The 26,149-nt window shown below is 67.8% G+C and carries 21 protein-coding genes; 12 read left to right on the top strand and 9 right to left on the bottom strand.

The genetic code is table 11. The features are described from left to right. The first annotated feature begins 31 nt into the window (after positions 1 to 31). The 3 genes from dnaG to LGR64_RS05035 all read left to right on the top strand — a co-directional run bounded on the left by dnaG (position 32) and on the right by LGR64_RS05035 (position 5,399). Positions 32 to 2,065 carry a DNA primase gene (dnaG, locus tag LGR64_RS05045; RefSeq protein WP_034396333.1) on the top strand — a complete coding sequence of 678 codons (2,034 nt, stop codon included), beginning with the start codon at positions 32 to 34 and terminating at the stop codon, positions 2,063 to 2,065. Positions 2,066 to 2,328: 263 nt separating this feature from the next. Continuing rightward, complete coding sequence (gene rpoD / locus LGR64_RS05040; protein ID WP_013801152.1) at positions 2,329 to 4,770, top strand: RNA polymerase sigma factor RpoD; 2,442 nt, start codon at positions 2,329 to 2,331, stop codon at positions 4,768 to 4,770. A gap of 149 nt (positions 4,771 to 4,919) precedes the next feature. Then, positions 4,920 to 5,399: a CYTH domain-containing protein gene (locus LGR64_RS05035; RefSeq protein ID WP_034396335.1), complete on the top strand. Its 480-nt coding sequence runs from the start codon at positions 4,920 to 4,922 to the stop codon at positions 5,397 to 5,399. Between the two features lie 72 nt (positions 5,400 to 5,471). On the opposite strand, the gene LGR64_RS05030 is transcribed toward LGR64_RS05035, so the two are convergent. Both LGR64_RS05030 and pdxR read right to left on the bottom strand, forming a co-directional pair. Beyond that, positions 5,472 to 5,978 (bottom strand): GNAT family N-acetyltransferase, encoded by a 507-nt coding sequence (locus LGR64_RS05030; protein WP_230355042.1) that lies wholly within the window; start codon positions 5,976 to 5,978, stop codon positions 5,472 to 5,474. A gap of 41 nt (positions 5,979 to 6,019) precedes the next feature. Beyond that, complete coding sequence (pdxR, locus tag LGR64_RS05025; protein WP_230355041.1) at positions 6,020 to 7,528, bottom strand: MocR-like pyridoxine biosynthesis transcription factor PdxR; 1,509 nt, start codon at positions 7,526 to 7,528, stop codon at positions 6,020 to 6,022. Between the two features lie 145 nt (positions 7,529 to 7,673). On the opposite strand from pdxR, the gene gabT reads away from it, so the two are divergent. The 3 genes from gabT to LGR64_RS05010 all read left to right on the top strand — a co-directional run bounded on the left by gabT (position 7,674) and on the right by LGR64_RS05010 (position 11,577). Then, a complete protein-coding gene (gene gabT / locus LGR64_RS05020) occupies positions 7,674 to 8,984 on the top strand; it encodes a 4-aminobutyrate--2-oxoglutarate transaminase (RefSeq protein WP_071956548.1) in 1,311 nt (436 codons plus the stop codon). A 30-nt stretch (positions 8,985 to 9,014) separates the two neighbouring features. Further along, on the top strand, positions 9,015 to 10,472 hold the full coding sequence (locus tag LGR64_RS05015) for an NAD-dependent succinate-semialdehyde dehydrogenase (protein WP_096913723.1): 1,458 nt from the start codon (positions 9,015 to 9,017) through the stop codon (positions 10,470 to 10,472). A 127-nt stretch (positions 10,473 to 10,599) separates the two neighbouring features. After that, complete coding sequence (locus tag LGR64_RS05010; protein ID WP_230355040.1) at positions 10,600 to 11,577, top strand: ketopantoate reductase family protein; 978 nt, start codon at positions 10,600 to 10,602, stop codon at positions 11,575 to 11,577. Here LGR64_RS05010 and LGR64_RS05005 read toward each other — a convergent pair. From LGR64_RS05005 to LGR64_RS04980, 6 genes are all read right to left on the bottom strand, one after another. After that, the gene (locus LGR64_RS05005) at positions 11,565 to 13,742 is read right to left on the bottom strand and encodes a TonB-dependent receptor domain-containing protein (protein ID WP_230355039.1); all 2,178 of its coding nucleotides are present in this window, start codon (positions 13,740 to 13,742) and stop codon (positions 11,565 to 11,567) included. The genes LGR64_RS05010 and LGR64_RS05005 overlap by 13 nt on opposite strands. A gap of 212 nt (positions 13,743 to 13,954) precedes the next feature. Next, complete coding sequence (locus LGR64_RS05000; RefSeq protein WP_230355038.1) at positions 13,955 to 15,340, bottom strand: sulfite reductase subunit alpha; 1,386 nt, start codon at positions 15,338 to 15,340, stop codon at positions 13,955 to 13,957. Positions 15,341 to 15,385: 45 nt separating this feature from the next. Beyond that, positions 15,386 to 16,462 (bottom strand): FAD:protein FMN transferase, encoded by a 1,077-nt coding sequence (locus LGR64_RS04995; RefSeq protein WP_230355037.1) that lies wholly within the window; start codon positions 16,460 to 16,462, stop codon positions 15,386 to 15,388. A gap of 41 nt (positions 16,463 to 16,503) precedes the next feature. After that, on the bottom strand, positions 16,504 to 17,322 hold the full coding sequence (locus tag LGR64_RS04990) for a DUF4198 domain-containing protein (RefSeq protein WP_230355036.1): 819 nt from the start codon (positions 17,320 to 17,322) through the stop codon (positions 16,504 to 16,506). Positions 17,323 to 17,500: 178 nt separating this feature from the next. Then, positions 17,501 to 18,028 carry a DUF2271 domain-containing protein gene (locus LGR64_RS04985; protein WP_034396360.1) on the bottom strand — a complete coding sequence of 176 codons (528 nt, stop codon included), beginning with the start codon at positions 18,026 to 18,028 and terminating at the stop codon, positions 17,501 to 17,503. A gap of 17 nt (positions 18,029 to 18,045) precedes the next feature. After that, positions 18,046 to 18,684 carry a PepSY-associated TM helix domain-containing protein gene (locus LGR64_RS04980; protein ID WP_230355035.1) on the bottom strand — a complete coding sequence of 213 codons (639 nt, stop codon included), beginning with the start codon at positions 18,682 to 18,684 and terminating at the stop codon, positions 18,046 to 18,048. Between the two features lie 240 nt (positions 18,685 to 18,924). On the opposite strand from LGR64_RS04980, the gene LGR64_RS04975 reads away from it, so the two are divergent. The 6 genes from LGR64_RS04975 to LGR64_RS04950 all read left to right on the top strand — a co-directional run bounded on the left by LGR64_RS04975 (position 18,925) and on the right by LGR64_RS04950 (position 25,335). Then, complete coding sequence (locus tag LGR64_RS04975) at positions 18,925 to 19,425, top strand: sigma-70 family RNA polymerase sigma factor (RefSeq protein ID WP_230355034.1); 501 nt, start codon at positions 18,925 to 18,927, stop codon at positions 19,423 to 19,425. Next, positions 19,422 to 20,465 carry a FecR domain-containing protein gene (locus LGR64_RS04970; RefSeq protein WP_230355033.1) on the top strand — a complete coding sequence of 348 codons (1,044 nt, stop codon included), beginning with the start codon at positions 19,422 to 19,424 and terminating at the stop codon, positions 20,463 to 20,465. Before LGR64_RS04975 ends, LGR64_RS04970 begins: the two co-directional genes overlap by 4 nt. Positions 20,466 to 20,591: 126 nt before the next feature. Beyond that, complete coding sequence (locus LGR64_RS04965) at positions 20,592 to 23,102, top strand: TonB-dependent siderophore receptor (RefSeq protein WP_230355032.1); 2,511 nt, start codon at positions 20,592 to 20,594, stop codon at positions 23,100 to 23,102. 155 nt (positions 23,103 to 23,257) lie between these two features. Next, the gene (locus tag LGR64_RS04960; protein ID WP_230355031.1) at positions 23,258 to 24,346 is read left to right on the top strand and encodes a Bug family tripartite tricarboxylate transporter substrate binding protein; all 1,089 of its coding nucleotides are present in this window, start codon (positions 23,258 to 23,260) and stop codon (positions 24,344 to 24,346) included. A gap of 220 nt (positions 24,347 to 24,566) precedes the next feature. Continuing rightward, positions 24,567 to 24,872 (top strand): winged helix-turn-helix transcriptional regulator, encoded by a 306-nt coding sequence (locus LGR64_RS04955; protein WP_012206858.1) that lies wholly within the window; start codon positions 24,567 to 24,569, stop codon positions 24,870 to 24,872. Between the two features lie 109 nt (positions 24,873 to 24,981). After that, positions 24,982 to 25,335 carry an FKBP-type peptidyl-prolyl cis-trans isomerase gene (locus LGR64_RS04950; RefSeq protein WP_012206859.1) on the top strand — a complete coding sequence of 118 codons (354 nt, stop codon included), beginning with the start codon at positions 24,982 to 24,984 and terminating at the stop codon, positions 25,333 to 25,335. Positions 25,336 to 25,442: 107 nt separating this feature from the next. Here LGR64_RS04950 and LGR64_RS04945 read toward each other — a convergent pair whose 3' ends face one another. Next, positions 25,443 to 25,967: a hypothetical protein gene (locus tag LGR64_RS04945; protein WP_012206860.1), complete on the bottom strand. Its 525-nt coding sequence runs from the start codon at positions 25,965 to 25,967 to the stop codon at positions 25,443 to 25,445. Positions 25,968 to 26,149 lie beyond the last annotated feature (182 nt).

Here is a 26,149-nt window from a genome sequence, read left to right as displayed (position 1 = left end):
CCGCCGGCCAGTGCCCCCGGGGCACGGCCGGATGGCCCCGCGAAGGCACAATACGCGGGTGTCCATTCCCCAATCGTTCATCCAGGAATTGCTCTCGCGCGTCGACGTGGTCGATATCGTGGGACGCTACGTGCAGCTCAGGAAGGGCGGCGCCAACTTCATGGGCCTGTGCCCGTTCCACAGCGAGAAGTCGCCCTCCTTCACCGTCAGTCCCAGCAAGCAGTTCTATCACTGCTTTGGCTGCGGAAAAAATGGCAACGCCATCGGCTTTCTGATGGACCATGCCGGCATGGGCTTCGTCGAAGCCGTGCAGGATCTTGCCGGCCAGGTCGGCCTGCAGGTGCCGCAGGACGACATCAGCCCCGCCGAGCGCGAGCGCCAGGCCGCGCAAAAGCAGAAACAGGCCACCCTCACCGACGTGCTGGAGAAGGCAGGCGACGCCTACCGCAAGCACCTCAAGGCATCGCCCCAGGCCATCGACTACCTCAAGCGCCGCGGCGTCTCGGGCGAGACCGCCAAGCGCTTCGGCCTGGGCTACGCGCCTGCGGGCTGGCGGTCGCTGGCCAGCGTGTTCCCGCAGTACGACGATCCCCAGCTCGAAGAATCGGGCCTGGTCATCGTTGGCGAGGGCGACGACAAGCGCTACGACCGCTTCCGCGACCGGCTGATGTTTCCCATCCGCAACGTCAAGGGCGAGTGCATCGGCTTCGGCGGCCGCGTCTTCGGCGACGAGAAGCCCAAATACCTGAATTCGCCCGAAACCCCGGTCTTTCACAAGGGGCGCGAGCTCTACGGCCTCTTCGAGGCCCGCACCGCCCTGCGCGACATGGGCTATGCGCTGGTCACCGAAGGCTATATGGACGTGGTGGCCCTGGCCCAGCTGGGCTTTGCCAACGCCGTCGCCACGCTGGGCACGGCCTGCACGCCCGACCATATTCACAAACTGTTTCGATTTACCGAAGCCGTCGTCTTCAGCTTCGACGGAGACGCGGCGGGCCGGCGCGCCGCGCGCAAGGCGCTCGATGCGGCCCTGCCCTATGCCAGCGACACGCGCAGCGTCAAATTCCTCTTCCTGCCCGCCGAGCATGACCCGGACAGCTTCATCCGCGAGTACGGCAGCGAAGCCTTTGCCCGCTACGTGGGCGACGCGCTGCCGCTGAGCCGCTTTCTCATCGAAGCCGCCAGCGAAGGCTGCGACCTGGGCCAGGCCGAAGGCCGTGCCCACATGGCCAGCAATGCCCGCCCGCTGTGGACGGCCCTGCCCGACGGCGCCCTCAAGCGCCAGCTGCTGGGCGAGATCGCCGAACTCGTGCAGCTTGATGCGCGCGATCTCTCGGACCTGTGGTCGCAGGAAGCCGCCCGCAGCGGCCCGGCACGGGGCTCCATGGCCGGCGGCGCCCACCATCCGGGCCAGGCCAGCCATGCACCGGCCGCGCCCGACTGGGGCCAGCCGGCCGAATACAACGCGCCTTCGGGCTGGCCCGAGGGGGGCAGCCAGGGCGGCGGCGCAGGCGGCTGGCGCGCAGGCGAGCCCGGGCGCGGCGGCAAAAAGCCCTGGCCTCGCAAGCCCTGGGACAAAAATGGCCGCAGCGACTTCAACCCGCCGCCCATGGGGCCGCGCGTAGCCCCCGCCACGCGCACGGACCAGGCGGCGCGCCTGCTCATGGCGCACATGGAGTTCATGGAAGAACTCACCCACGAAGACTTCGAGGCGCTGGCGCGCTGCGCCGCCGGGCACGGCGCGCTGTTCCGCTGGATGGAAGCACAGTTCCAGGAATCCGGCCCCCGGCCCTTTGCCGTGCTGCGCGAGCAGTTGCGCGGCCTGCCCCATGAGGTGCTGGCCGACAAGCTGATGAGCGGCCCCCACGCCCATCCCGAAGGCGAGCTGTCCGAGCTGCGCCGCGAGCTGCGCGGCGTGCTCAACCGCATCGTCATCGACCACATCAAGGCCCAGATCGACGAAGCCGTGCGCGACATGGCACGGGACCCCAGCGCCGCCCAGCGCTATCGCGATCTCTTTGCCCGACAGCAGGTCCTGGAAAACCAGATGCGTACTTCCTCTTGAAATCGAGGTAAGCAGATATAATTAGGGGCTATCGGCAAGAGCGACAGCAGCACCTCCGGACCGGGCCCCGTGAAGAACTCACGTGATTGCAGCAACTGCACGGCCCAATTTCCCGCAAGGACTGCACACCAAATGTTCGCCCAGACATCTTGCCTGGAACGTTTTTCGCTTCCCTGGCGGACCTAGTCCGTCCGCGCGTGCGCCTAGGCGGCGCTTGTTTGAGTTTCCCTTTGTGTGTGTTCGCTCCTGACCGTGAGGTGCTCATGCCCGTTTCAAAGTCCGTGAAGTCCAAGCAGGCCCCCGAAGCTCCAGCGAAGCCCAAGACTTCGACAACCTCTTCAGCCCCGGCCAAGGCCGGTGCCGGCAAAGCCGCTGCAGGACCGAAGAGCGCCGCATCTGCGGCCAAAGCAAAGAAAGATACCGACGTGGTAACCAAGTCCCAAGCCGAACTCAAAGCCATGGCCGACGAGCTGCTCGCCGCCGCGACCCCCAAGCGCGGCCGCAAGAAGGCAGCCGAAGGCGACGACGCCCCCGCCCAGACCGAAAAGAAGCCTGCCGCCGCCAAGAAGGCGCCGGCCAAGGCAGCCGCAAGCTCCACCGCCGCTGCCAAGACCCCCGCCAAGCGCGGCCGCAAGCCCAAGGCCAAGGAAGGCGGCGACGACATCGATGATGCCGACCTGTCCGATATCGATGGCGACATCGACGGCGAAGGTGAAGGCGAGTCCGAGGTCGAGACCGAAGTGGAAGTCGAGGTCGAGACCACTTCGGCCCCGGCCGAAAAGGTCAAGCCCCTGCGCATGAAGATCAGCAAGGCCAAGGAACGCGCCTTGATGAAGGAATTCGGCCTGGACGAAACCGTCCTGACCGAAGAGGAAATGTCCACCCGCCGCCAGCGCCTGAAGGCGCTGATCAAGCTGGGCAAGACGCGCGGCTACCTGACGCACAGCGAAATCAACGACCACCTGCCCGACAAGCTGGTCGATGCCGAGACGCTGGAAGTCGTGATCTCCATGCTCAACGACATGGGCGTGGCCGTCTACGAGCAGACTCCCGATGCGGAAACCCTGCTGCTGAACAACACGGGCCAGTCCGCCACCACCGAAGAGGAAGCCGAGGAAGAGGCCGAAGCCGCCCTGTCCACGGTGGACTCCGAATTCGGCCGCACCACCGACCCCGTGCGCATGTACATGCGCGAAATGGGCACGGTCGAGCTGCTGACGCGCGAAGGCGAAATCGAAATCGCCAAGCGCATCGAAGGCGGCCTGATGGACATGATGGAGGCCATCTCGGCCTCGCCTGCCACCATCGCCGAGATCCTGGCCATGTCCGAGGAAATCCGCGAAGGCAAGGTCGTCATCTCCACCATCGTCGACGGCTTCGTCAACGCCAATGAGAACGACGACTACGTGGCCGAAGAAGACTTCGACGAATACGACGAAGAGGACGACGACGACGGCAAGGGCGGCTCCAAGGCGCTGACCAAGAAGCTCGAAGAGCTCAAGAACGAGGCGCTGCGCCGCTTCGACGCCATGCGCGAGAACTTCGACAAGATGCACAAGGTGTACGACAAGGACGGCTACGGCACGCCCGTGTACATGAAGGTGCAGAAGGCCCTGACCGAGGAGCTGATGACCATCCGCTTCACGGCCAAGACCATCGAGAAGCTGTGCGACCTCGTGCGCGCCCAGGTGGATGACGTGCGCAAGAAGGAACGCGAGCTGCGCAAGATCATCGTGGACAAGTGCGGCATGCCGCAGGAGACCTTCATCGCCCAGTTCCCGCCCAACCTGCTGAACCTGCAGTGGGTGGTGCAGCAGGTCGCGGCCGGCAAGCCCTGGAGCAACGTGCTCGAGCGCAACATCCCGCCCGTGCAGGAGCTGCAGCAGAACCTGATCGACCTGCAATCGCGCGTGGTCGTGCCGCTGGACGAGCTCAAGCGCATCAACAAGCGCATGAACGATGGCGAGCGCGCCAGCCGTGACGCCAAGAAGGAGATGATCGAGGCCAACCTGCGCCTGGTGATCTCCATCGCCAAGAAGTACACGAACCGCGGCCTGCAGTTCCTGGATCTGATCCAGGAAGGCAACATCGGCCTGATGAAGGCGGTGGACAAGTTCGAATACCGTCGCGGCTACAAGTTCTCGACCTATGCCACGTGGTGGATCCGCCAGGCCATCACGCGCTCGATCGCCGACCAGGCGCGCACCATCCGTATCCCGGTGCACATGATCGAGACCATCAACAAGATGAACCGCATCTCGCGCCAGCATCTGCAGGAGTTCGGCTTCGAGCCCGATGCGTCCATCCTGGCGGCCAAGATGGAGATCCCCGAGGACAAGATCCGCAAGATCATGAAGATCGCCAAGGAGCCGATCTCCATGGAAACGCCGATCGGCGACGACGACGATTCGCACCTGGGCGACTTCATCGAGGACACCAACAACACCGCTCCCGTGGACGCCGCCATGCAGGCCGGCCTGCGCGACGTGGTCAAGGACATCCTCGACGGCCTCACCCCGCGCGAAGCCAAGGTGCTGCGCATGCGCTTTGGCATCGAAATGTCCACTGACCACACGCTGGAAGAAGTGGGCAAGCAGTTCGACGTCACGCGCGAACGCATCCGCCAGATCGAGGCCAAGGCCCTGCGCAAGCTCAAGCACCCGAGCCGCTCGGACAAGCTGCGCAGCTTCATCGACTCGCTGTAAGGCGCTGTGGATGCCGGACCCCGGGCCGGCAACCGCCCCCTGGAAAGCCCCGCACTCCCCTGCGGGGCTTTTTGTTTGTGGCGGGCCATCTGCCGGGCAGGGCGACGGTGGCGCGATAGACTGCCGCCTTTGTCTGCACGGGCAACAGCATGGCTCTCGAAATCGAACGCAAATACCTGGTGGCCGACCCTGGCATCGTGGCAGGCCTGACCGGCGTGCGCATGGCGCAGGGATACATCGCCGACAACGGCATGTGGGTGCGGGTGCGCATCGCCGGAGACACCGGATTTCTCACGCTCAAGGGCCCGGCACGCGGCATGAGCCGCGCCGAATTCGAATACCAGATCCCGCTGGCCGATGCCGAGACGCTGCTGGCCCAGCACTGCGCGCATGGCGCCATCGACAAGGTGCGCTACATCGTGCCGGTGGACGGCTTCGACTTCGAGGTCGATGTGTTCGAAGGCCCCCTGGCCGGCCTGGTCACGGCCGAGATCGAACTGGCGAGCGAGGATATCCAGCCGCCATCGCCCGCCTGGCTGGGCGCGGAGGTCACCTCCGACCTGCGCTACAGCAATTCGCAACTGGCCAAGACCCGGCAGTTGCCTTCGCCGGCCCTGCTGCCGGGTTGACGCAGGACGGCCCTGTGGACGCCCCGGGGCTATAGGGACTGACTGCCGGAACTGCCTGCGCTGTGCAGCGGTTCAGCCGCCGGCCCGGTCCAGGGCCATCATCTGCACCCGCAGTTCGCAGCCCTCGCGCAGCGGCTGCAGCCCGCCCACAGGCCGGAAGCCGTGCGCCAGGTACAGGCGCATGGCGGGAGAGTCGGCATCGGTCACACCCAGCCGCACACGCTGCATGCCCTTGTGCCAGGCCCAGGCGACGGCCTGCGCCAGCAGCGCTTGGCCTGCGCCCCGGCCACGCGCGGCAGGATCGACCCACATCTGGAAGAGATCGGCCACGCCGGGCTCGGGGGCACACAGCTTGCACCAGACCAGGCCACAGGCCTGGCCGCCGTTGACGGCGAAGAGCACCCTGTCCCTGCCGCCGGCAGCAGCGGCCTGCAGCCGTGCAGCCCAGTCCGCGTCAGCCCTTGCAGCCTCTGCCGCCCAGGTGCTGCCGAAGGCGTCGGGGGCATCGCGCAGGGCAAGCAGGCGGATATCGCGGTACTGCGGCCATTCATGGGGGTCAACGGGGCGGATGGAGATCATGGAGCTTTCTGCGTCAGGCAAAGGGGTTGGGAAAGAGAACCTCAGCCCCGGCCATGCCGGGCTGCGAGCACCGCCAGCATACGGAAGAAGGCGGCACCGATCTCCTCCTCGCAGACGCAGGCGTATCCCAGCAGCAGGCCGCGCCGCTTGTGCGGGCCTGCGTAATAGCGCGACAGCGGCTTGACGAAGATGCCCGCCTGCCGGAGATCCCCGGCAAGCGCCACATCGTCGTCCTGGCCCGGCAGCTGCATCACGAAATGCAGGCCTGCGCTGCTTTCCACCCAGGGCAGGTGGTCGGCGCCCAGGTAGCGCTCGATCAGGGACAGCAGCATGCGGCGGCGCTTGCCGTAGAGCAGGCGCATCTTGCGGATGTGGGCGGCGTAGTGGCCTTCGGTGATCAACTCGGCAATCACCTGCTGCGGCAGCTGGTGCCCCTCGCGGTACAGCTCGGAATGGATGCGCCGCAGGGGCTCGGCCAGCGCCGGTGGCAGCACCATGTAGCCCATGCGCAGCCCCGGATAGAGGGTTTTGCTGAAGGTGCCTATGTAGATCACGGGCGCACCTTCCTCCATACCCTGCATGCTGGGCACGGGACTGCCGGAGAAGCGGAATTCGCTGTCGTAGTCGTCCTCCACGATCCAGGCGCCCACGCGGCGCGCATAGGCAATCAGCGCACGGCGCCGGGCCATGCTCATGACGGCGCCCAAGGGATACTGGTGCGAGGGCGTGACGAAAATCAGCCGGGGCGCGGGCAGGCCTTCGGGCAGTTGCATGCCCTCCTCGTCCACGGGCACGCTGTGCAGGTGCAGCCCGTGCTGCATGCGCAGCACGTTGGCAATGCCCCAGTAGCCGGGCTCCTCCATCCACACGCAGTCGCCGGGATCGGCGAGGCTGCGCACCACCAGGTCGATGGCCTGGTGCACGCCTTCGGTGATCAGCACCTGGCCCGGCCCGCAGTCCACGGAGCGCGCCACGCGCAGGTGCTCGGCCAGGGCCTGCTTGAGCGCGTCCACGCCGCCGCGCGTGCCGTAGGTCAGCAGTTGCGGCCCGGCGTGGCGCAGCAGGCGGTTGTGGATGCGCGCATAGGTGGCGCGCGGAAATTCGGTCACGTCGGGCACGCCGGGCATGAAGGCGCCCCATTGCTGCTCGGAGGCCTGGGCCGTTTTCAGCAGGGCCTGCGCCTGTGCAGACAGGCCGCCGCCCGGTGCGGGCGCCGCGGCGGTGGCGCGGCGTGCGGGCGCACGCCCGCCGCTCAGCAGCAAGGCCGCAGGCAGGGTGTCCACCACATGCGTGCCCCGCCCCACCTGGCTGCGCACATAGCCCTCCACCTGCAGCTGCTCATAGGCGTGGTTGACGGTGTTGCGCGACACGCCCAGCTCGCGCGCCAGGTCACGCGAGGCAGGCAGACGGCTGCGCGGCAACAGGGCCCCGCTGTCTATGGCCTGACGGATGGCCAGGTACAGGCCCCGGTTGAGATGGGTGCGGTCGCCGCCCAGCCCGCGCCAGTCCATCTGGAGGATGAGATCCGCGCACACGGAGGGTTTTGCCATGCCTGCCTTGGTGGAGTGAGGATAGAGGTGGAGGTGGAGGCGCGCTCAATTGGCACCACCATCTTTTCAAAAGATGGCTCCAGTCATGGAACCAATGGCCACTATAACGGGAAGCCTTGCATCCCCATCAACGGAGAACCCTCTCATGTCCAGCGCCACCGCCTCTTCCCCGAACCAGCAACTCCAGAACCGGCGCAACGCCGCCATGCCGCGCGGCGTGGGCGTGATGTGCGGCTTCCATGCCGTGCAGGCCGACAATGCCCTGCTGACCGATGCCGAGGGCCGGCAGTACATCGATTTCGCGGCCGGCATTGCCGTGCTCAACACGGGCCACCGCCATCCGCGCGTGGTCCAGGCCGTGCAGCAGCAACTGGAGCGCTTCACGCACACGGCCTTCCAGATCGTTCCCTACGAAAGCGCCATTGCGCTGGCCGAGCGCATCAATGCGCTGGCGCCCATCGCCGGCCCGGCCAAGACCGCCTTCTTCACCACGGGCGCCGAGGCCGTGGAGAACGCCGTCAAGATCGCGCGCCATGCCACGGGCCGCTCGGCCGTGATCGCCTTCCAGGGCGCCTTCCATGGCCGCACCCAGCTGGGCATGGCACTGACGGGCAAGGTGGCGCCCTACAAGCAGGGCTTCGGCCCCATGCCGGGCGAAGTCTTCCACGCCCCCTTCCCCAGCGAGCAGGCGGGCGTGAGCGTGCAGCAGTCGCTGGACGCCATTGCCATGCTGCTCAAGACCTCGGTGGACCCGCAGCGCGTGGCCGCCATCATCGTGGAGCCCGTCCAGGGCGAAGGGGGCTTTCACCCCGTGCCTGCCGCCCTGTTCACCGGCCTGCGCCAGCTGTGCGACCAGCACGGCATGCTGCTGATCGCCGACGAGGTGCAGACCGGCTTCGCTCGCACGGGCAAGCTGTTCGCCATGGAGCACTACGGCGTGCAGCCCGACCTGATCACCATGGCCAAGAGCCTGGGCGGCGGCCTGCCGATCTCGGGCGTGGTGGGCCGCGCGGCCGTCATGGACGCGCCGCACCCCGGCGGCCTGGGCGGCACCTATGCCGCCAACCCGCTGGCCGTGGCCGCAGCCCATGCCGTGCTCGACGTGATCGATGAAGAACGGCTGTGCGAGCGCGCCCACGCACTGGGCAACCAGCTGCGCGCGCGCCTGCAAGCCCTGCAGGCGCAGGATGCCGGCATTGCCGACGTGCGCGGCCTGGGCTCGATGCTGGCCGTGGAGTTCCGCCTTCCCGGCAGCGGCGAGCCCGACGCGCAGCGCGTGGCCGCCGTCGTCCGGCACGCGCAGGAGCAGGGCCTGCTGCTGTTGACCTGCGGCCTGTACGGCAACGCCATCCGCTTTCTCTATCCGCTGACGATTCCACAGCCGCTGTTCGCCAGGGCCCTGGACATCATCGACAGCGCCATCACCCAGAGCGCGTCCCAGCCAGTCGCCGCCTGAATCCCCATCCCAGCCACACCCTGCTGCACCATGAGTCTTTCACTGCAACGCCCCGATCTGTTCCGCCAGGCCTGCCTGCTCGCCGAGGGCTGGCGAGCCGTGGGCTCCGGCCCCGCCATCGACGTCTTCAACCCCGCCACGGGCGAGCGCCTGGGCCAGGTGCCCGCCCTGCAGGCCGGCGAGACCGAAGCCGCCATCACCGCCGCACAGCGCGCCCTGCCCGCCTGGGCCGCGCTGACGGGCAAGCAGCGCGCCGGCATCCTGCGCCGTTGGTTCGACCTGATGCTGGCGCACCAGGACGATCTGGCGCGGCTGATGACCCTGGAGCAGGGCAAGCCCCTGGCCGAGGCGCGCGGCGAGATCGCCTACGCGGCCTCCTTCATCGAATGGTTTGCCGAGGAAGGCAAGCGCGTGGACGGAGAACTGCTGCAGTCGCCCACGGCCGGCCAGCAGCTGCTCACGCTGCGCGAGCCCATTGGCGTGTGCGCCGCCATCACGCCCTGGAACTTCCCGGCCGCCATGATCACGCGCAAGGCCGGCCCGGCGCTGGCCGCCGGCTGCACCATGCTGGTCAAGCCGGCCGAAAGCACGCCCTTCACGGCCCTGGCCCTGGGCGTGCTGGCCCAGGAGGCCGGCATTCCAGCCGGTGTGTTCCAGGTGCTGACCGGCCATCCGCAGGACATCGGCCAGGCGCTGACCCAAAGCCCCGTGGTGCGCAAGCTCAGCTTCACGGGCTCCACGGCCACCGGGCGGCTGCTGATGCGCCAGTGCAGCGACACGGTCAAGAAGCTGTCGCTGGAGCTGGGCGGCAATGCACCGCTGATCGTGTTTGACGATGCCGATATCGACCAGGCCGTGGCGGGCATCCTGGCCTCCAAGTTCCGCAACGCGGGCCAGACCTGCGTATGCGCCAACCGCATCTATGTGCACGACCGCATCCATGACGAACTGGCCCGCCGCCTGGCGCGGGCCATGGCGGAGTTCAAGGTCGGCAACGGGCTGGAGCCCGGCGTGACGCATGGCCCGCTGATCAACGAGGCCGCCGTGCAGAAGGTGGAAAGCCATGTGGCCGACGCGCTGTCCAAGGGCGCACGCCTGCTGGCCGGTGGCAGGCGCCCGGTGCCGGGCAAGCTGTTCTTCGAGCCCACGCTGCTGGCCGATGTGAACGACAGCATGCGGGTCTGCGAGGAAGAGACCTTCGGCCCGCTGGCGCCGCTGTTCCGCTTCCATGACGAGGACGAGGTGGTGCGCCGCGCCAACGACACCATCTACGGCCTGGCCGCCTATCTGTTCACCAACGACAACCGCCGCATCTGGCGCGTATCGCGTGCCCTGGAGTACGGCATGGTGGGCATCAATACCGGCCTGATCTCCAACGAGGTCGCGCCCTTCGGCGGCGTCAAGCAGTCCGGCCTGGGCCGCGAGGGCTCGCGCCACGGCATCGAGGAATACCTGGAAACCAAGTACCTGTGCCTGCAGACGGCATGAGCACGGCATGAGCACGGCATGAGGACGGCCTGAAGTCCACAGTGCCCCTCGGCAGGGAAGACAGCATGGGGCCTTGACGGCAGCCTGGCTAGACTGGGCGCCATCAAAGGCCTATCCGATTCGCACCATGGACGCTTCTTCCGCCAGCCCCTCCTCCCCCACCGCGCCGCTGCGCATCGCCGTCATGGGCGCAGGCGCCGTGGGCTGCTATTTCGGCGCACTGCTGGCACGCGCCGGCCACCAGGTCACGCTGATTGGCCGTCCCGCCCATGTGCAGGCCGTGCAGCAGCATGGCCTGCGGCTGGAGACGGCGGCGCTGGACATCCAGGTGCCCATGCAGGCATCGACCGAGGCCAGCGCCGTGCGCGATGCCGATGTGGTGATGTTCTGCGTCAAGTCCACGGCCACCGAGGAAGCGGCCCGCGAGATGCAGCCGCACCTGGCGCCGGGCGCCCTGGTGCTGACCATGCAAAACGGCGTGGACAACGACGAGCGCGTGCGCGCCGTGCTGGGCCCGTCCGTTGCCGTGGCGGCCGCCGTGGTCTATGTGGCCACGGCCATGGCCGGTCCGGGCCATGTGCGCCACTTCGGGCGTGGCGAGCTGGTCATCGCGCCCTCTGCACTCAGCGAACAGGTGGCCCGGCAATTTGGCGAGGCGGGCATTGCCGTGCAGGTATCGCCCGACGTGCGCGGCGCGCTGTGGGCCAAGCTGGTGATCAACTGCGCCTACAACGCGCTGTCGGCGCTGTGCCAGCTGCCCTACGGCCCGCTGGTGCAGGCGCCCGGCGTGGCGCACGTGGTGGACGACGTGGTGGCCGAATGCCTGGCCGTGGCCAGGGCCGACGGCGTGGCCCTGCCCGGCGACGTGCCCGCTGCCGTGCGGGGCCTGCCGGCCACCATGCCGGGCCAGTTCTCATCCACCGCCCAGGACCTGGCGCTGGGCAAGCCCAGCGAAATCGATCACCTGAACGGCTACGTGGTGCGGCGCGGCGAGGCCCTGGGCGTGCCCGTGCCGCTGAACCGCACGCTGCAGGTGCTGGTCAGGCTGGCCCCTTCACGCATGCAGGCCAGCCAGGCGCCCCGGAACCCGCCTCAGAACTCGTAGTTGGCAGACACCCACAGGCGGCGGCCTTCCTGGTTGTTCGCGTAGCGGTTGCCAAAGATCACGGTACCCTGGACCTGGCCCGGTACGTTGTACGGCTGGTAGTCCACGAAATCCTTGTTGAACAGGTTGTAGATGGCCGCGTTGATGGTGAACTGCTTGCTAACGCGGTAGCTGCCGCCCAGGTGGAACTGGGTATAGGCCTTGTAGTTGCCCAGCGCGGCCTTGGCGGCCTGGGAGCTGGCGCTGGTGCCGGGGTCACGGTAGCGCTCGCTGCGGTACTCGGCACGCAGCCACAGGTTCCACTGGGCACCCGGCTCCCAGTTCAGGCGGGCGTTGAGCGCATGCTTGGGCGTGTCGCTCAGCGGGTTGCCCCGGTTGGGGCCGCTCTTTTGCTCGCTCTTGGTGAAGGTGTAGTTGGCGCTGGCGTTCCAGCCCTGGGCCAGCGGCATGCGCGCACTCAGTTCCAGGCCGCGCGTGACGGCCTCGTCCACGTTGATGGACTGGCCGAAGGCATCCACCAGCGGCCAGTCGCCGAAGCTCACGCAGCCGGGGCGGTTGGGCGCTGCCGCAAAGTCGCAGTTGATCAGGCCCGGGCCGCTGGTGATCTTGTCCTTGAACTCGTTGTTGAACACCGTGGCGCTGCCTGCAAAGCCCGTGGGGCTGTCGAAATAGACGCCCAGTTCGGTGGTGCGGCTGGTTTCGGGCTTGAGGTTGGGGCTGCCCACCAGCGGCAGGCGGCCCTGCTGGCCGAAGCCGTTGATGCCGGGCGCCAGCTGTTCCACGCGCGGCGTCTTGTAACCGTTGCTGACGCCGCCCTTCACGGTCCACTGCGGCGCGGCATTCCACACGCCGTAGATGCGCGGGCTGAGCTTGCCGCCGAAGAGGCTGTGGCGGTCATAGCGCGCGCCCATGGTGAGCTTGAAGGCGTCGGTCAGGCTCCATTCGTCTTCGGTAAACAGGGCCTTCTGCGTGAAGGCGAACTTGTTCGGCGCCACGCCGTCCTTCATCTCGGCATCCCACCACTGGCCGCCCAGCGTGGTCAGGTGGGCACCCCAGGGCAGGACCAGCTTGCTGTCCAGCACCTTGCTTTCCACCTCCAGCGTGCGCGCGGCACCTGGCGTCGCGCCCGGGGTTCCCCGGGGAATGGTCCGGCCGATGGTCTCGGTCCGGTTGACCATGAAGCTGGTGTCCCAGGTTCCGAAGCCGTAGCGACCGGTATGGGCTAGCGTGAGCTGGTCACGGTTGTATTTCTGCTCGGGGCTGTAGCCCCCCGTGCCCAGCGTACCCAACTGGCCCTGCGAGTTGTCATAGGTCTGGCGGCCCGAGTCCAGGTCCAGCGTGATGTCGTGGTATCTGTTGGGCGTGAGCGCCAGGCGCAGGCCCAGGTTGTTGATCTCGGACTTGACGGGGTTGCCGCCCATGATGGGAACGGCTGGCTGGCCGTTGGCGCCCGCATAGGTGATGTCCGAAGCGGCCCGGCGCTGGGTGCTGCCGCGGATCGACAGGCCCAGCAGGTCCTCCTTGATGGGGCCGCTCAGGTAGAACTTGCCGGACTTGACATCACCGAACTCCGACTCTTGCTGCAGCGTGTAGTCGGCGCTGACGCTGCCCGTCCAGGTCTTGCCGACCTTGCGCGTGATGATGTTGATCACGCCGCCCATGGCGTCGGAGCCGTAGAGCGTGGACATGGGGCCGCGGATGACCTCGATGCGCTCGATGGCGCCGATGGGCGGCATGAAGCTGGTCTGCGTCTCGCCAAAGCCGTTGGGCGTGACATTGCCGGCCGAATTCTGGCGGCGCCCGTCGATGAGCACCAGCGTGTAGTCGCTGGGCATGCCGCGGATGCTGATGTTCAGGCCGCCGGTCTTGCCTGCGGGGGCGCCCACGTCGATGCCTTCCACGCTTTCCAGCGCGTCGGTCAGGCTGCCGAAGCGGCCCTTCGCCAGTTCCTCACGCGGGATGACGGTGATGGAGGCCGGTGCCTCCTTGATGTCCTGCTCGAAACCCGAGGCGGAGACCACGACTTCGCGCAGCTCCGTGGCGGGCGCGGCATTGCCTGTTGCCGTCTGTGCAGAGACGGCGCCCGAAGCGCAGACGGCAGCCACCACAAGGGCCAGATGGGAAGGACGCGACGGAAGAACTCCGCGCAGATCGCGATACGACATGCAAACACTCCAGAAACGGAAAACGGGCCGGGAGGCCCGTGCAACTCGCTTTGAAATGATTGGTTATGCGATGGGATGGGGATATGTAACGAAATTATATGAACATTGAGAATCATTTCCATTCTCATGAGCGCAATAGGATTTATCTGTCGTGCCGATGCTACGTTCCTAGGAGCAAACCGGGCCCATCTTTGCGCTGGCGCAAGCGGCGTTCAGTACACATCGCGCCGGTATCGGCCGCTGCGCACCAGCAGCTCCATCTGCGCCTTGCCCAACACGGCGTGCAGCGCCTGGTCCACGCCCTGGGCCATGCCCTGCAGGCTGCCGCACACGTAGATGGCTGCGCCCTGCGCCACCCATTGGCGCAAGACATCGCCGGACTGCGCCAGCAAGTCCTGCACGTAGCCGCGCGGCGCGCCTTCGCTGCGGTCGCGCGAGAAGGCCAGGTCCAGGCGCTGCAGCACGCCGCCATCGCGCCATGCCTGAAGTTCGTCGCCGTACAGCCGGTCGTGCGCCGCATTGCGCTCGCCGAACAGCAGCCAGTTGGGACCCAGACCCGCCGCAGCACGCGCGCGCAGGTGGCTGCGCAGGCCGGCCAGGCCCGTGCCGTTGCCGATCAGCACCAGCGGGCGCTGCAGGTTGTCTTCCAGCCGGAAATTGCGGTGCGCACGCAGCCGCAGGGTGATGGCTGCCCCCAGGGGCGCGCCCTGCGTGAGCCAGCCCGAGGCCAGGCCCGGCGAGCCATCCTCGCGCCGCGCCTGGCGCACCAGCAGGTGCACGCAGCCATCCTGGGCGATGGAGGCGATGGAGTACTCGCGCGGATGCTGCGGGTCCGCAGGAATGCAGACCTGCGCCAGGTCGCCGGACTCCCACAGCGCGGGCTCCGTTGCAGGGGGCTGCAGCTCGATATGGAACACCGGCTCGCCTGCGCTGCCCGGGTTCATGTGCCGGCGCGCGGCCAGCGTCCATTCGCTGAAGACCGGCTGCTCCCATGCCGGCATGTCGCCCAGGCTGCTGATCTGGGTCAGCTGGTGCTGCCAGGCGGTCTGCGCCTGCGGCGCGCCGTTGTCCATTTCAATGCGCTCGAACCAGGGCCGGGCGCCACCGGCACGCAGCCAGCTGTCCAGCGCGCGGCCAAAGCCGCAGAACTGCGCGTACTGCCGGTCGCCCAGCGCCAGCAGACCGTATTGCAGATGGGACAGGTCCTGCGCCTGCGCCATGGCGTGCGCCAGGAACAGCGCCGCGTTGTCGGGTGGGTCACCTTCGCCATAGGTGCTGGCGATGAACAGCGCCCTTTGCGTGCGCGCCAGCAAGTCGGCATCCACAGCATCCAGGGCGCACAGGTGCACGCTTTCTCCGGCCGTGTGCAGCAGCCGGGCGGTCTCGCGCGCCAGCTCCTCGGCCTGGCCGGTCTGGCTGGCATAGGCCACGAGCAGGGGAAGCGCGCCCTCGCGTGCGCTGGTCAGCGCAGCCGCTTCCTGCAGGGTCCGCATGCGCTGGCGGCGCTCACGCCACCAGATGGCGGCGCACATGGCCGCATAGAGCAGGACCAGCACGGCGGCTGCGAGTACGCGCAGCCCGGTTTCGGACAAGGTCATGGCGAGGACCGGAAATCTACACGGCGGAAAAATGGAAGGAAACGCTCACGGCAGCAGCGCGGCAAAAGCCGTTGTCATCGCCATGGCAGGGCCTTGGGCAGTGCGCTCGCACAGCAGCGCCGCCACGCCGCGCTGCTCGGCAAAGTCCAGGCCCTCGCGCGGCCCCAGCACGGTGAGCACGGTGGCCAGGGCGTCGGCCTGCATGCATTCGGCATGCAGCACGGTGACGCTGGTCAGGCCATGCGCCACGGGCTCGCCGCTGCGCGGATCGATGGTGTGGGAGTAGCGGCGCCCGCCTTGCTCGAAGGCATGCCAGTGGTCGCCCGAGGTGGCGATGGCCATGTCGCGCAGCGGCAGCGCCAGCGGCGTGGACTGGTCCGCCATGCTGGCCACGGCCACGCGCCAGGGCTGGTTGCCAGGGCGCTGACCACAGGCCCGCAGCTCGCCGCCCACCTCGACGAGGAAATCGGTATGGCCCAGCGCCTGCAGGCGCTCGGCGACCAGGTCCACCGAATAGCCTTTGGCGATGCCGCTGAAGTCCACATGGACGGCGCCGGGCTGCAGCGCGCGCCGGCCTGCCAGGTCCAGCACGATGCGCTGGTAGCCCACGCGCTCGCGCACCCGCCGCAGCGCATCGGCATCGGGGATGCCGGCGCCCTGCGACTTTTCCGCACGCGGGCCGAAGCCCCACAGATCGACCAGCGGCCCCACGGTAGGGTCCCAGGCGCCGCCGCTGGCCTGTGCCCAATCGAGTGCACAGGTCAGCACGGTGAAGAATTCGGGCGGCAGTGCATGCCAGCTGCCGGGCTCGGCGCGGTTGAAGCGCGAGATGTCGGAGTCGGCTTCCCAGTTGCTCATCTGGCGCACGACCAGGGTCAGCGCAGCCTCTATGGCCTGGCGCGCCTCATCGAGCGGGCGGAAATCCGGGTTGTGCAGGCGCACGCTCCAGGTCGTGCCCATGGCCTCGCCGGTGAGTGTTTGTAGCGCGGCGGGGTCTGCCCGCCGCACGGCCTGCGGCGCGTAGCCGGAGACGGCAAAGGACGCCGCGCCTGTGGACACAGGCGCGGCAAGGCCCCGGCCTGCGCTGCCCTGCAACAGGGCGGGCGCGAAGCTCACGCGCACGGGCGCGGGCGCAGACGGAGCCCCGGGTGGGGACGCAAGGCTCAGGGCAGCACCTCGAACGTGCCCACGTAGGACAGGCGGCGCTCCTTGGCCTGGGGCAGCGATGTCTTGCTGTCCTGGGCATCGGCATCCACCCAGTACATGCCGGCGTTGGGCCAGGTCACGCTGAACTCGCCCTTGGCGTCGGTCGTGGCCTTGATCTCGCCCTTGTTGTCGCGGTAGCGCGTGGCGCCGGGCACCAGCACGACTTCCAGGTTGGCGGCGGGCTTGCCGTCCACATGGAAGGCGAAGGTGGCCTTCTCGCCCTTGACCAGGTCGTTGGGATGGGTCACGGGCACCAGCTCCAGCCCCTTGCCGGAAGGCTTGACGGCGCTGGGCTTGCCCACGGTCACGAAGGTCTCGATGCGGCCCACGGACTGGGTCACCTTCAGGTCCTGCGCGTCGGCGGGCACATCGGCGGCGAACTTCTCGGGCGAGCCGCGCCAGCGGCGGTTCTGGCCCGTGGCCTTGTCCTTCCAGGAGGCAAACAGGCCGTCGTTGACGATGGCCAGGCGGTAGGTGCCGCTTTGCTGCAGGTCCAGGTCGAACACGCTGCGCAGCTTGCCGCGATGGGCATTCTGCGGCGCGACGGCCGAGCCGTCCGGCGCCGAGACAACGAGGTTGTCCAGGCCCAGCGGCACGTGGTTGAAGAAGAACAGGTCGTTGGAGACAGCGGCATCCACTGTGATCCATTCGGCCTTGGACAGCACCGTGGTCGAGGGCAGCAGCCACAGGTTGTGGGCCTGCGCGGCCTGGAAGGCGCCGCAGGCAATGGCGAGGCTGGCAGCCAGACGGACGGCAAAGCGGGTCTTGGACTTCATGAAAAAATCTCCTTGGTTCATGGATGGGTCTGGCACGTGGATCCCCCGCAAGATGCGTGGCCCACCAACATGCAGGGCTCAGCTCAGGGGTGCCGAGCAAGGGCCTGGCCGCCCCGCGGCGATGGCGTCGTCCCCCTCGTGAGGGAGAAGGCGCACAGCGCCTCGGCGGCTTTCAAATTCAAGGCTTGAGCTCGACGCTGATCTCGCCCAGCTCGCTGCTGCCCTTGGCGCTCAGTTGCTCGGCCTTGGCCGCGGGCCACTTGAAGGGCACGGTGACCACTTCGCGGCCGCCGACTTCGCGCGCGGCCTCGACCACGAGCTTGTATTCACCGGGCGGCAGCTTGGCGAAGGGATTGGCGCCTTCGGTGAAGCTCAGCTGGTGCTTGCCCACGGGACGCGTGGGGCTGGTCACGCCATCGATCGGCAACGTCAGGTCACGGCCCGTGCGGCGCCACCACTGGCGCATGTCCTTGAGCCACTTCGTGCCTTCGGCATTGCGCATCTTCACGTCGTACCAGACCGACAGCGTGGAGGCCACCGAAGCGTCGGCGCGCTCGATCCACACGGCCACGTAGGGGCGGTGGTATTCGGCGACATCCAGGCGCGGAATTTCCACGCCCACGTTCAGGCCGGCGGCAAAGACCGGGACCGCGCCCAGGCAGGCGCCAAGCGCCATGGTGTAGCGCAGAGAGAAGTGCGGATTCATCAAGGCTCTTTCGGTTCTCAGTGGATCAACAGGAGGGCCAGCAGCATGGGAATCACCAGCCCCATGCCGACCATGGGCCAGGTGAAGGGGCGGTTGCCTGCATGCATCTTCAGGATGAACAGGCCCGTGACGGTGAACACCAGGCAGGCTGCGGCAAAGATGTCGATGAACCAGCTCCAGGCGGCGCCCGTGTTGCGGCCCTTGTGCAGGTCGTTCAGATAGGCGATCCAGCCCCGGTCGGTGCGCTCGTATTCGGCCTCGCCATCGGCCAGGGCAACGCGCACCCAGGCATCGCCGCCGGGGCGTGGCAGGGAGACATAGAGTTCGTCGGCCGTCCATTCGGCCTCGCGGCCCTCGGCCTCAAGGCCCCACTGGCCGCGCACCCAGTCCGCAAACGGCGCAGGCACGGGCGCCCGGTCGCGCGACTGGCTGGCCTGCTGCTGGACCAACTGCACGCGCAGCGCATCGGGCAATGCCGCCTCGCCACGCACGATGCGCGGCTTGGACTCGATCTGCCCCGCATGGTTGAGCGTGAACCCCGTGACGGCGAACAGCAGCATGCCGATCAGGCACAGCGCGGAGCTGACCCAGTGCCACTCGTGCAGTGTCTTGAGCCAGTAGGAACGGCGCCGAGGGTCCGGTTTGGGGGATGTCATCGCAACAGAAAAAGGCGGCAGCGCCACGCGGCGTCAACCATCACGGATGGCGGGCACGGGAGCCCAGGAAAGGAAAGGCCCGGGGATTCTACCGCCCACAAATAAGAATTGATCGCATTTACACAAGCTTTACCGGCTTAATCGTGCGCCACGCCAAGGCAGTGCCAGCATCACCCAAAGTAAAATAAGAATGCTTATCACTTGCATCCCCCCTCTTCACCCTTCGTGTCCTGTCCCGCCGTGACTCCCCACCAGGCCCTTGCCCATCTCTACCAGCAGCACCATGGCTGGCTGCGCACCTGGCTGCAGCGCCGGCTGGGCCATGCAGGCGATGCGGCAGATTTCGCACAGGACACCTACGTGCGCGTGATGGAGTCCCGCACCGAACTGTCCGAGATCCGGGAGCCCCGCGCCTTCCTCACCACGGTGGCCAAGCGCGTGATGGCCAACCACCTGCGCCGCCGAGAAATTGAACGTGCCTATCTGGACACGCTGGCGCTGCAGCCCGAGCCGCTGGCGCCCTCGCCCGAGGAACGTGCCATCGTGCTGGAGACGCTGTGCGAGCTGGACCGTCTGCTCGACGGCCTGCCGCCCAAAGTGCGCGCGGCCTTTTTGCACGCCCAGCTGGACGGCATGGCCTATGCCGAGATCGCCTTGCTGCTGCAGGTCTCGGTCAGCTCGGTCAAGCAGTACATGGCGCGCGCCATCCGGCATTGCTATTTCCCGGAACATGCGGCATGACACAGCGCTGCGCTGCCGGGCGCGTCCATGGCGCCGATGGCTCCACCCATAGTGCCGACCCCGCGCTGCCGCCTGACGTGGTCCACAGCGCCGTGGACTGGCTGGTGCAGCTGTGGTCAGGCGATTGCACAGAGGAACAACGCGCGCAATGGCTGGACTGGCGCGCGGCCCATCCGCTGCATGAGCGGGCCTGGCAGCGCATCGAGGCCACGAATGCGCAGCTCAGGCTGCCTGACGCACGCCCGAACAGCGGCCCCCTCAATGGACCCCTTGCCACGGCCACGCTGGCGCGCAGCCTCAAGACCGCCCAGTCACGCCGCCGCCTGCTGGCCAGCGTCGCTGGCCTGGCCGGCGCAGGTGCTGCGGCATGGACTGCGCATGAGCGCCTGCCCTGGCAGGCCTGGAATGCCGATGTCAACACCGCCAAGGGCGAGCGGCGCTCCCTGCAGTTGCCCGATGGCACGCAGCTGCTGCTCAACACCGAGACGTCCGTGGACCTTGCCTTCGACGACCAGCTGCGCCGCGTGCTGCTGTTGCGCGGCGAGCTGATGGTCACCACCGCCCATGACACGGCCCAGCCCGCGCGCCCCTTTGTGGTGGACACGCCCGCGGGCAGGCTGCGCGCCCTGGGCACGCGTTTCACGGTGCGCCATGACATGGAGACTGCGGATACGCGCGTGGCCGTTTTCGAGGGTGCGGTCGAGGCCCGCAGCCGCACGGGCGAGTTGCTGCGTGTCGACAGCGGCGAAGCCGCAAGGCTCAGTGCCACGCAGGCGCTGCCGGCCGGCGCGGCCGGCGAGGGGCCGGGCTGGGACGAAGGCGTGCTCGTGGCCTCGGACATGCGCCTGGACCGCTTCATCGACGAACTGCGCCGCTACCGACCCGGGCTGATCACGCTGGCACCCGAGGTGGCCGGGTTGCGCCTGTCGGGCGTCTTCCCGCTCGCCGATACGGACCGCATCCTGCAGTCCCTGGTACAGGTGCTACCCGTGCGCATCCATGTGCCGGTGCGCTACTGGGTGCGCATAGGTCCGGCATGAAGAAAAGGCGGCGGGACAACCCGGCCCGGTGACATCGGTCTGTACCTTTTCCCATCTCGCGTGACAAGCAGGGGAGAGGCGCTTTGCGGCGCCATGTTTCCTCCCTGATCCAAAGACCGCACCAACATGTCCGACCTCCATCACCAGCGCCGCCTCGCTACCGCGGCGGCACGCGTCCTCCGCCCCGCGCAGCCTGCGCCCGTGTTCCACCTGTCCGCATTGACCATGGCCCTGGCCGTCGCACTGGCCAGCCTGTCCGCCCTGCCCTTGCCCGCGAATGCCCAGGCCCAGACAGGTACCGAGCGCGCCCAGGCCTACGACATTCCGGCAGGACCGCTGGAGGCCGCGCTCACGCGCTTCGCCAAGGCCTCGGGCGTGCTGCTGGCCTATACGCCCGAGCTGGTGCGCGATCTGCAAAGCCCGGGCCTGCAGGGCAGCCATGCACCGGCCGAGGCGCTGACCCGCCTGCTGGCGGGCTCGGGCCTGGCGGCCGCGACCTCGGGCAACGGCGGCTATACGCTGCGCCGCTCGCAGGCATCGCCTGCGTCCTCGACAGCGCCTGCCGCCTCAGCCGTGGGCGCCACCACGCTGGGCGAGGTGCACGTCACCGCCAAGGCCGAGGTCGGCAGCGCCACGGAAGGCACGGGCGCCTACACCGCGACCGGAGCCAGCAGCACGGCCACGGGCCTGGGCCTGTCGCTGCGCGAGACGCCGCAGTCGGTGAGCGTGATGACGCGCCAGCGCATGGACGACTTCAAGCTGGAGACGCTGACCGACGTGCTGGAGCAGACGCCCGGCGTGGCCGTGGTCCGCCAAAGCGAGATGACCACCTTCAACGTGCGCGGCTCCAGCGTCAACCTGCAGACCGATGGCAACCGCCAGCTCACCAATGGCTGGGGCTGGAACACGCACATCATGTACTCGCTGGACGATCTGGCCGAGATCGACCGCGTTGAAGTGCTCAAGGGCTCGTCGGGCCTGATCAATGGCGACGGCGCCTACGGAGCCACGGTCAACCTGATCCGCAAGCGCCCCACGCGCGACTTCCAGGCCAGCGCAATGGCCAGCGCGGGCAGCTGGGGCACCTACCGTGCCGATGCCGACATTGCCGGTCCGCTGAACCAGGAAGGCAGCCTGCGCGGCCGCCTGGTGGCCTCGCGCAAGAGCGGCGACAGCTTCCGCGACCACCAGCACAGCAACAGCTCCATGCTGTACGGCACGCTGGAATACGACCTCACCCCCGACACCCTGCTGAGCGCCGGCATCACCTACCGCCAGCGCGAGCTGCGCGGCTCGGGCGGCACCACGCCCATCCAGGGCTACACGGGCACCGGCCAGTTCGTCGGCTGGATGCCGCGCTCGCTGAACATCGCCGCGCCCTGGTCGGGCTACGAGCAGGAGTCGCTCAACAGCTTCGCGCGCCTGGAGCACCGCTTTGCCAGCGGCTGGAAGGCCAAGCTGCAGATGTCGCATGAAGAGGTGAAGACGCCAGACATGCAGATCGGCCTGCTGCGCTATGCCCTGCCCAGCTCGGCCCAGTTCGCGGCCTACAAGGACATCGAGTCCCGCAACCAGAACATCAGCATCGACGTGCAGGGCCCGTTCACGCTGTTCGGCCGCCAGCATGAGTTGCTGGTGGGTGCGGGCGCCGCACGCAACCGCACCACGCTGCTGCGCGGCGCGCGCCCCGGCCTGGACCTGCCGCAGGTGGACTTCAGCCAGGGCGGCGCCGCCATCCCGGCGCCAGCGGACAACATCCCCTATTCCAACGACCTGTTCAGCAACAAGCGCAGCTATCTCTACAGCGCGGCACGCCTCAATCTGGCCGATCCGCTGAAGCTGATCGCCGGCCTGCGCGTGACCAACTACGACCAGAAGGATGTGACCGACATCAGCTGGTACAACTACAACATGCGCGAGCACGGCGTGGTCACGCCCTATGCGGGCCTGGTGTATGACGTCAGCCCGAACATCTCGCTGTATGGCAGCTACGCCAGCATCTTCAAGGCGCAAAGCGCCAAGGATCTGCAGGAACGCACCCTGCCGCCCGAGGAGGGCCTGACCTACGAGATCGGCGCCAAGGGCGAATTCTTCGACAAGCGGTTGAACGCCAGCGTCGCCCATTTCTGGATGCGCACCGACAACACGGCCGTGGAAGACGGGCTCATGCCCAATGGCGAAACGGCCTACCGCGCGGTCCAGGGCGCGCGCAGGCGCGGCTTCGAACTGGAACTGTCCGGCGAGCTGGCCAAGGGCTGGCAGGCCCAGGGCAGCTACGTGACCATCAACAGCAATCTGGACAACGCCGCCACCAGCCCGCGCCACCAGTTCAAGCTGGGCACCACCTACCGCTTCGCGCAGGGCGCGCTGTCCGGCCTGACCGTGGGTGGCGCCGCGCGCTGGCAAAGCGCCATCTCCACCAGCCGCGGCGCCGCCACGCTGCGCCAGGACGCCTACTGGGTGATGGACCTGATGGCGCGCTACCAGATCAACCGCCATCTCAGCATCGCGGCCAACGTCAACAACCTGTTCGACAAGCACTATTTCTCGGGCGTGACCAACTTCAATGCCCAGGGCCTTTACTACACCTGGGGTGCGCCGCGCAGCGTCAACGTGAGCATGCGTTACGACTTCTGAGCGCTGAGGGACCGCACCAGCGCAGGAACCCGGAGCCGCGCGGGCCGGACTGCGCTGTACTGTGTTGTGTCAAGCAGCTGACGCACATGCTTACATAATCTGCCTTTCTGATTCATTTGCGCCCACAATGGCGCGCGAACCCGATTGGAGACTGCATGCGCCTTCCGAGCTTTTCGCAAACCGCCGCCAACGCCGCCCATACCGCCGCCCATACCGCCGATGGAACGCGCCAGAACCGCCGCCAGATGCTGGCCCAGGGCGCTGCCCTGGCCATGCTGTGCTCTCCTCTGGCCCATGCCGCACCGCCAGCGGCAGCACCTGCAGCCCATGCGCCACGGGCTGCCGGCAGCGCCCAGCGCGTGGCGACCAGCCTGCGCATCGTCATTCCGGCCAATGCCGGCGGCGGCTGGGACCAGACCGGCCGCGCGCTGGGCGCGGCGCTGGTGGCCAGCGGCGCGGCCGAGCGCGTGGAGTATGAAAACGTGGGCGGCAAGGGAGGCACCATCGGCCTGGCCCAGTTTGCCGAGCGCCATGGCAAGGACTCCGACGCCTTGCTGATCGGCGGCATGGTGATGGTCGGTGCGGTGGCACTGCAAAAGCCGGCCGTCAACATGTCGCATGTGCAGCCGATTGCCCGCCTGACCAGCGACTACCTGGTCGTGGCCGTACCGGCCGACTCCCCCATCCGCAATGCCAAGGACCTGGTGGCCGCGCTGCGCAGCGACCTGGCCCACCAGTCGTTTGCGGGTGGCTCGGCCGGTGGCGTGGACCACATGTTCGCCGGCCTGCTCACGCGCGCGGCCAAGGCGGCGCCCGAGCAACTGGTCTACAAGCCCTTTCCTGGCGGCGCCCAGGTGGTGGAGGCCTTGCTCAAGGGCGATGCGCGCATGGGCGTGTCCGGCTACAGCGAGTTCAGCGAAGCGCTGGCCAGCGGTAAGCTGCGCGCCATCGGCGTGTCCTCGCGCCGCAGCCTGTTCGGCCTGCCCTCGTTCCGCGAGCAGGGGCTGGATGCGGACATGGCCAACTGGCGCGCCGTCTTCACCGGCAAGCAGGTCAGCGCCGCACGTGCCCAGGCCCTGCTGGGCGCCGTGGAGCAGGCCACGCAGCACGAGAGCTGGCAACGCGCCCTGCGCCAGAACCGCTGGGAGCCTTCCTGGCAGGCGGGCCGCGATTTCAACGGCTTTCTGGAGCTGGAGCACACCACGGCCAGCGTGATGACCTATCTGCTCAAACTCAAGAGCTGAGAAACCGCCGCGCAGCGGGCAGGCCACGTGGCGGGCCTGCAACACTGGCTTGGTCATACGCGTATTCCTCTAGCGTGGGGCATTGCCGCTGTGGGTTTTGAGCTACCAAACTTGTAGCAGAATGGATCCAGAGCTATAGTTCCCCGGGACTTGGCTCGGCGCGCGTCCCACCCGGACGCACCCGCCGGCTCACCCACACCATTGCGCAAGGAGAAGCGTCATGAGCTCCAAGGAAAACGCCGCCATCAACCAGCTGTTCGAGAAACTCGAATGCCGCTACGCGTTGCGCGTGCTGTGGGCGCTGCGTGACGGCCATCCTCAGACCTTTCGACTGCTGCAAGACAGCGTGGGCGGCATCACGCCCAACACGCTGAACACCCGCATCAAGGAGCTGCGCGAGTGCGGGCTGCTGGAGCATGGCTCCGACGGCTACACCGTGACGCTGGCCGGCCAGGACCTGCTCAAGCGCCTGTCCGATGTGCAGGCCTTTGCCAACCGCTGGGTGGCCGCGCGCGCCAAGAAGTGATGTCAGGCCGGGCGCGGCACCAGGCGCCACGGCCTCTTCCCGCGCAGGGCCACCGGCCCGCCGGGTCGTCTCCTTTCCCCCTACCGTTTCTCTCTCAAGGAATACCACCATGGCTTTCACCACCACCGCATCCGGCCTGCAGTATGAAGACACCGTCGTGGGCGACGGCGCCGAAGCCCAGCGCGGCCGCAGCGTGACCGTGCACTACACGGGCTGGCTCTACAACAACGGCGTGCAGGGCGCCAAGTTCGACTCCAGCAAGGACCGCAACGATCCCTTCGTCTTCCCCCTGGGCGGCGGCATGGTGATCAAGGGCTGGGACGAAGGCGTGCAAGGCATGAAGGTGGGCGGCCAGCGCACCCTGATCATCCCGGCCGAGCTGGGCTATGGCGCCCGCGGCGCCGGCGGCGTGATCCCCCCCAACGCCACGCTGAAGTTCGACGTGGAGCTGCTGGCCGTCTGAGCCTGCACCCACGGATTCATGCAAGGGCAAGGTGCGAAGGCGCCTTGCCCTTTTTCATGGACGGTCCGCCCCAACCCCTCTCGGGCCGCGTGCGGGCCATTCCTCATTCAAGGTGCCTTGCCGAACAGCGCCTCGTGCAGCGGCAGGTAGCTGGCAGGACTGGCCGCCTCGCGCAGGCGCGGTGCCAGCGCCACCAGCTGGTCGTAGCCCATGGCCGCTTCCACGGCAAGGTTGAGCCGGAACCCCTTCAGGCCCAGGTTGGCCGTGATGGCCACGGCCAGCGGATAGGCGTTGCGATAGCGCACGGCCAGCGATGGCTCGGACTGCGCGGGGGCATCGCCAGCCGAATCCGTGGACGAGGCAGCTGCAGCAGGCGCGGCAGGGACCGAAGGCACCGCAACGGCCACCACGCCCAGCCGGGGCTCGGCCGCGTCGCGCGGTGCCAGCCATTCGCGCTCCACCAGCGCCAGGATCTCGTCCTGCGTCACGCCCATGCCGGCGACGGCCTGCAGCACCTGCGCCAGGCTGCGTTGCCCGTCAAACAGCAAAAAGGCCGAGCGCAACCGGGGCGAGAGATCGGCATGGCGTTCCTTGAATGCCTGTTGGCCGGCGGACGTTTTCACAAAATGCATGGCGGACGGGATTCTCTGCAAGGGATCGGATCGGACACGGCTCGCAGCGTGTCATGAGCCTCCGGCTCCCAAAAGCGGGTTTTCCAGCACGCACGGGCTTCAGTGGTGCCGGCAATGATCCAGATCTGCCAAAAGCGCAAAAACGGGGCAGAAAATGGTCATCCTCCCGCCCGGCGGCCTCT

Source organism: Delftia sp. Lp-1 (assembly GCF_020523835.1).
Lineage (GTDB): Bacteria > Pseudomonadota > Gammaproteobacteria > Burkholderiales > Burkholderiaceae_C > Comamonas > Comamonas acidovorans.
The sequence above is the reverse complement of the archived record's forward strand: the minus strand, read 5'-3'. Positions and strand labels throughout refer to the sequence as shown.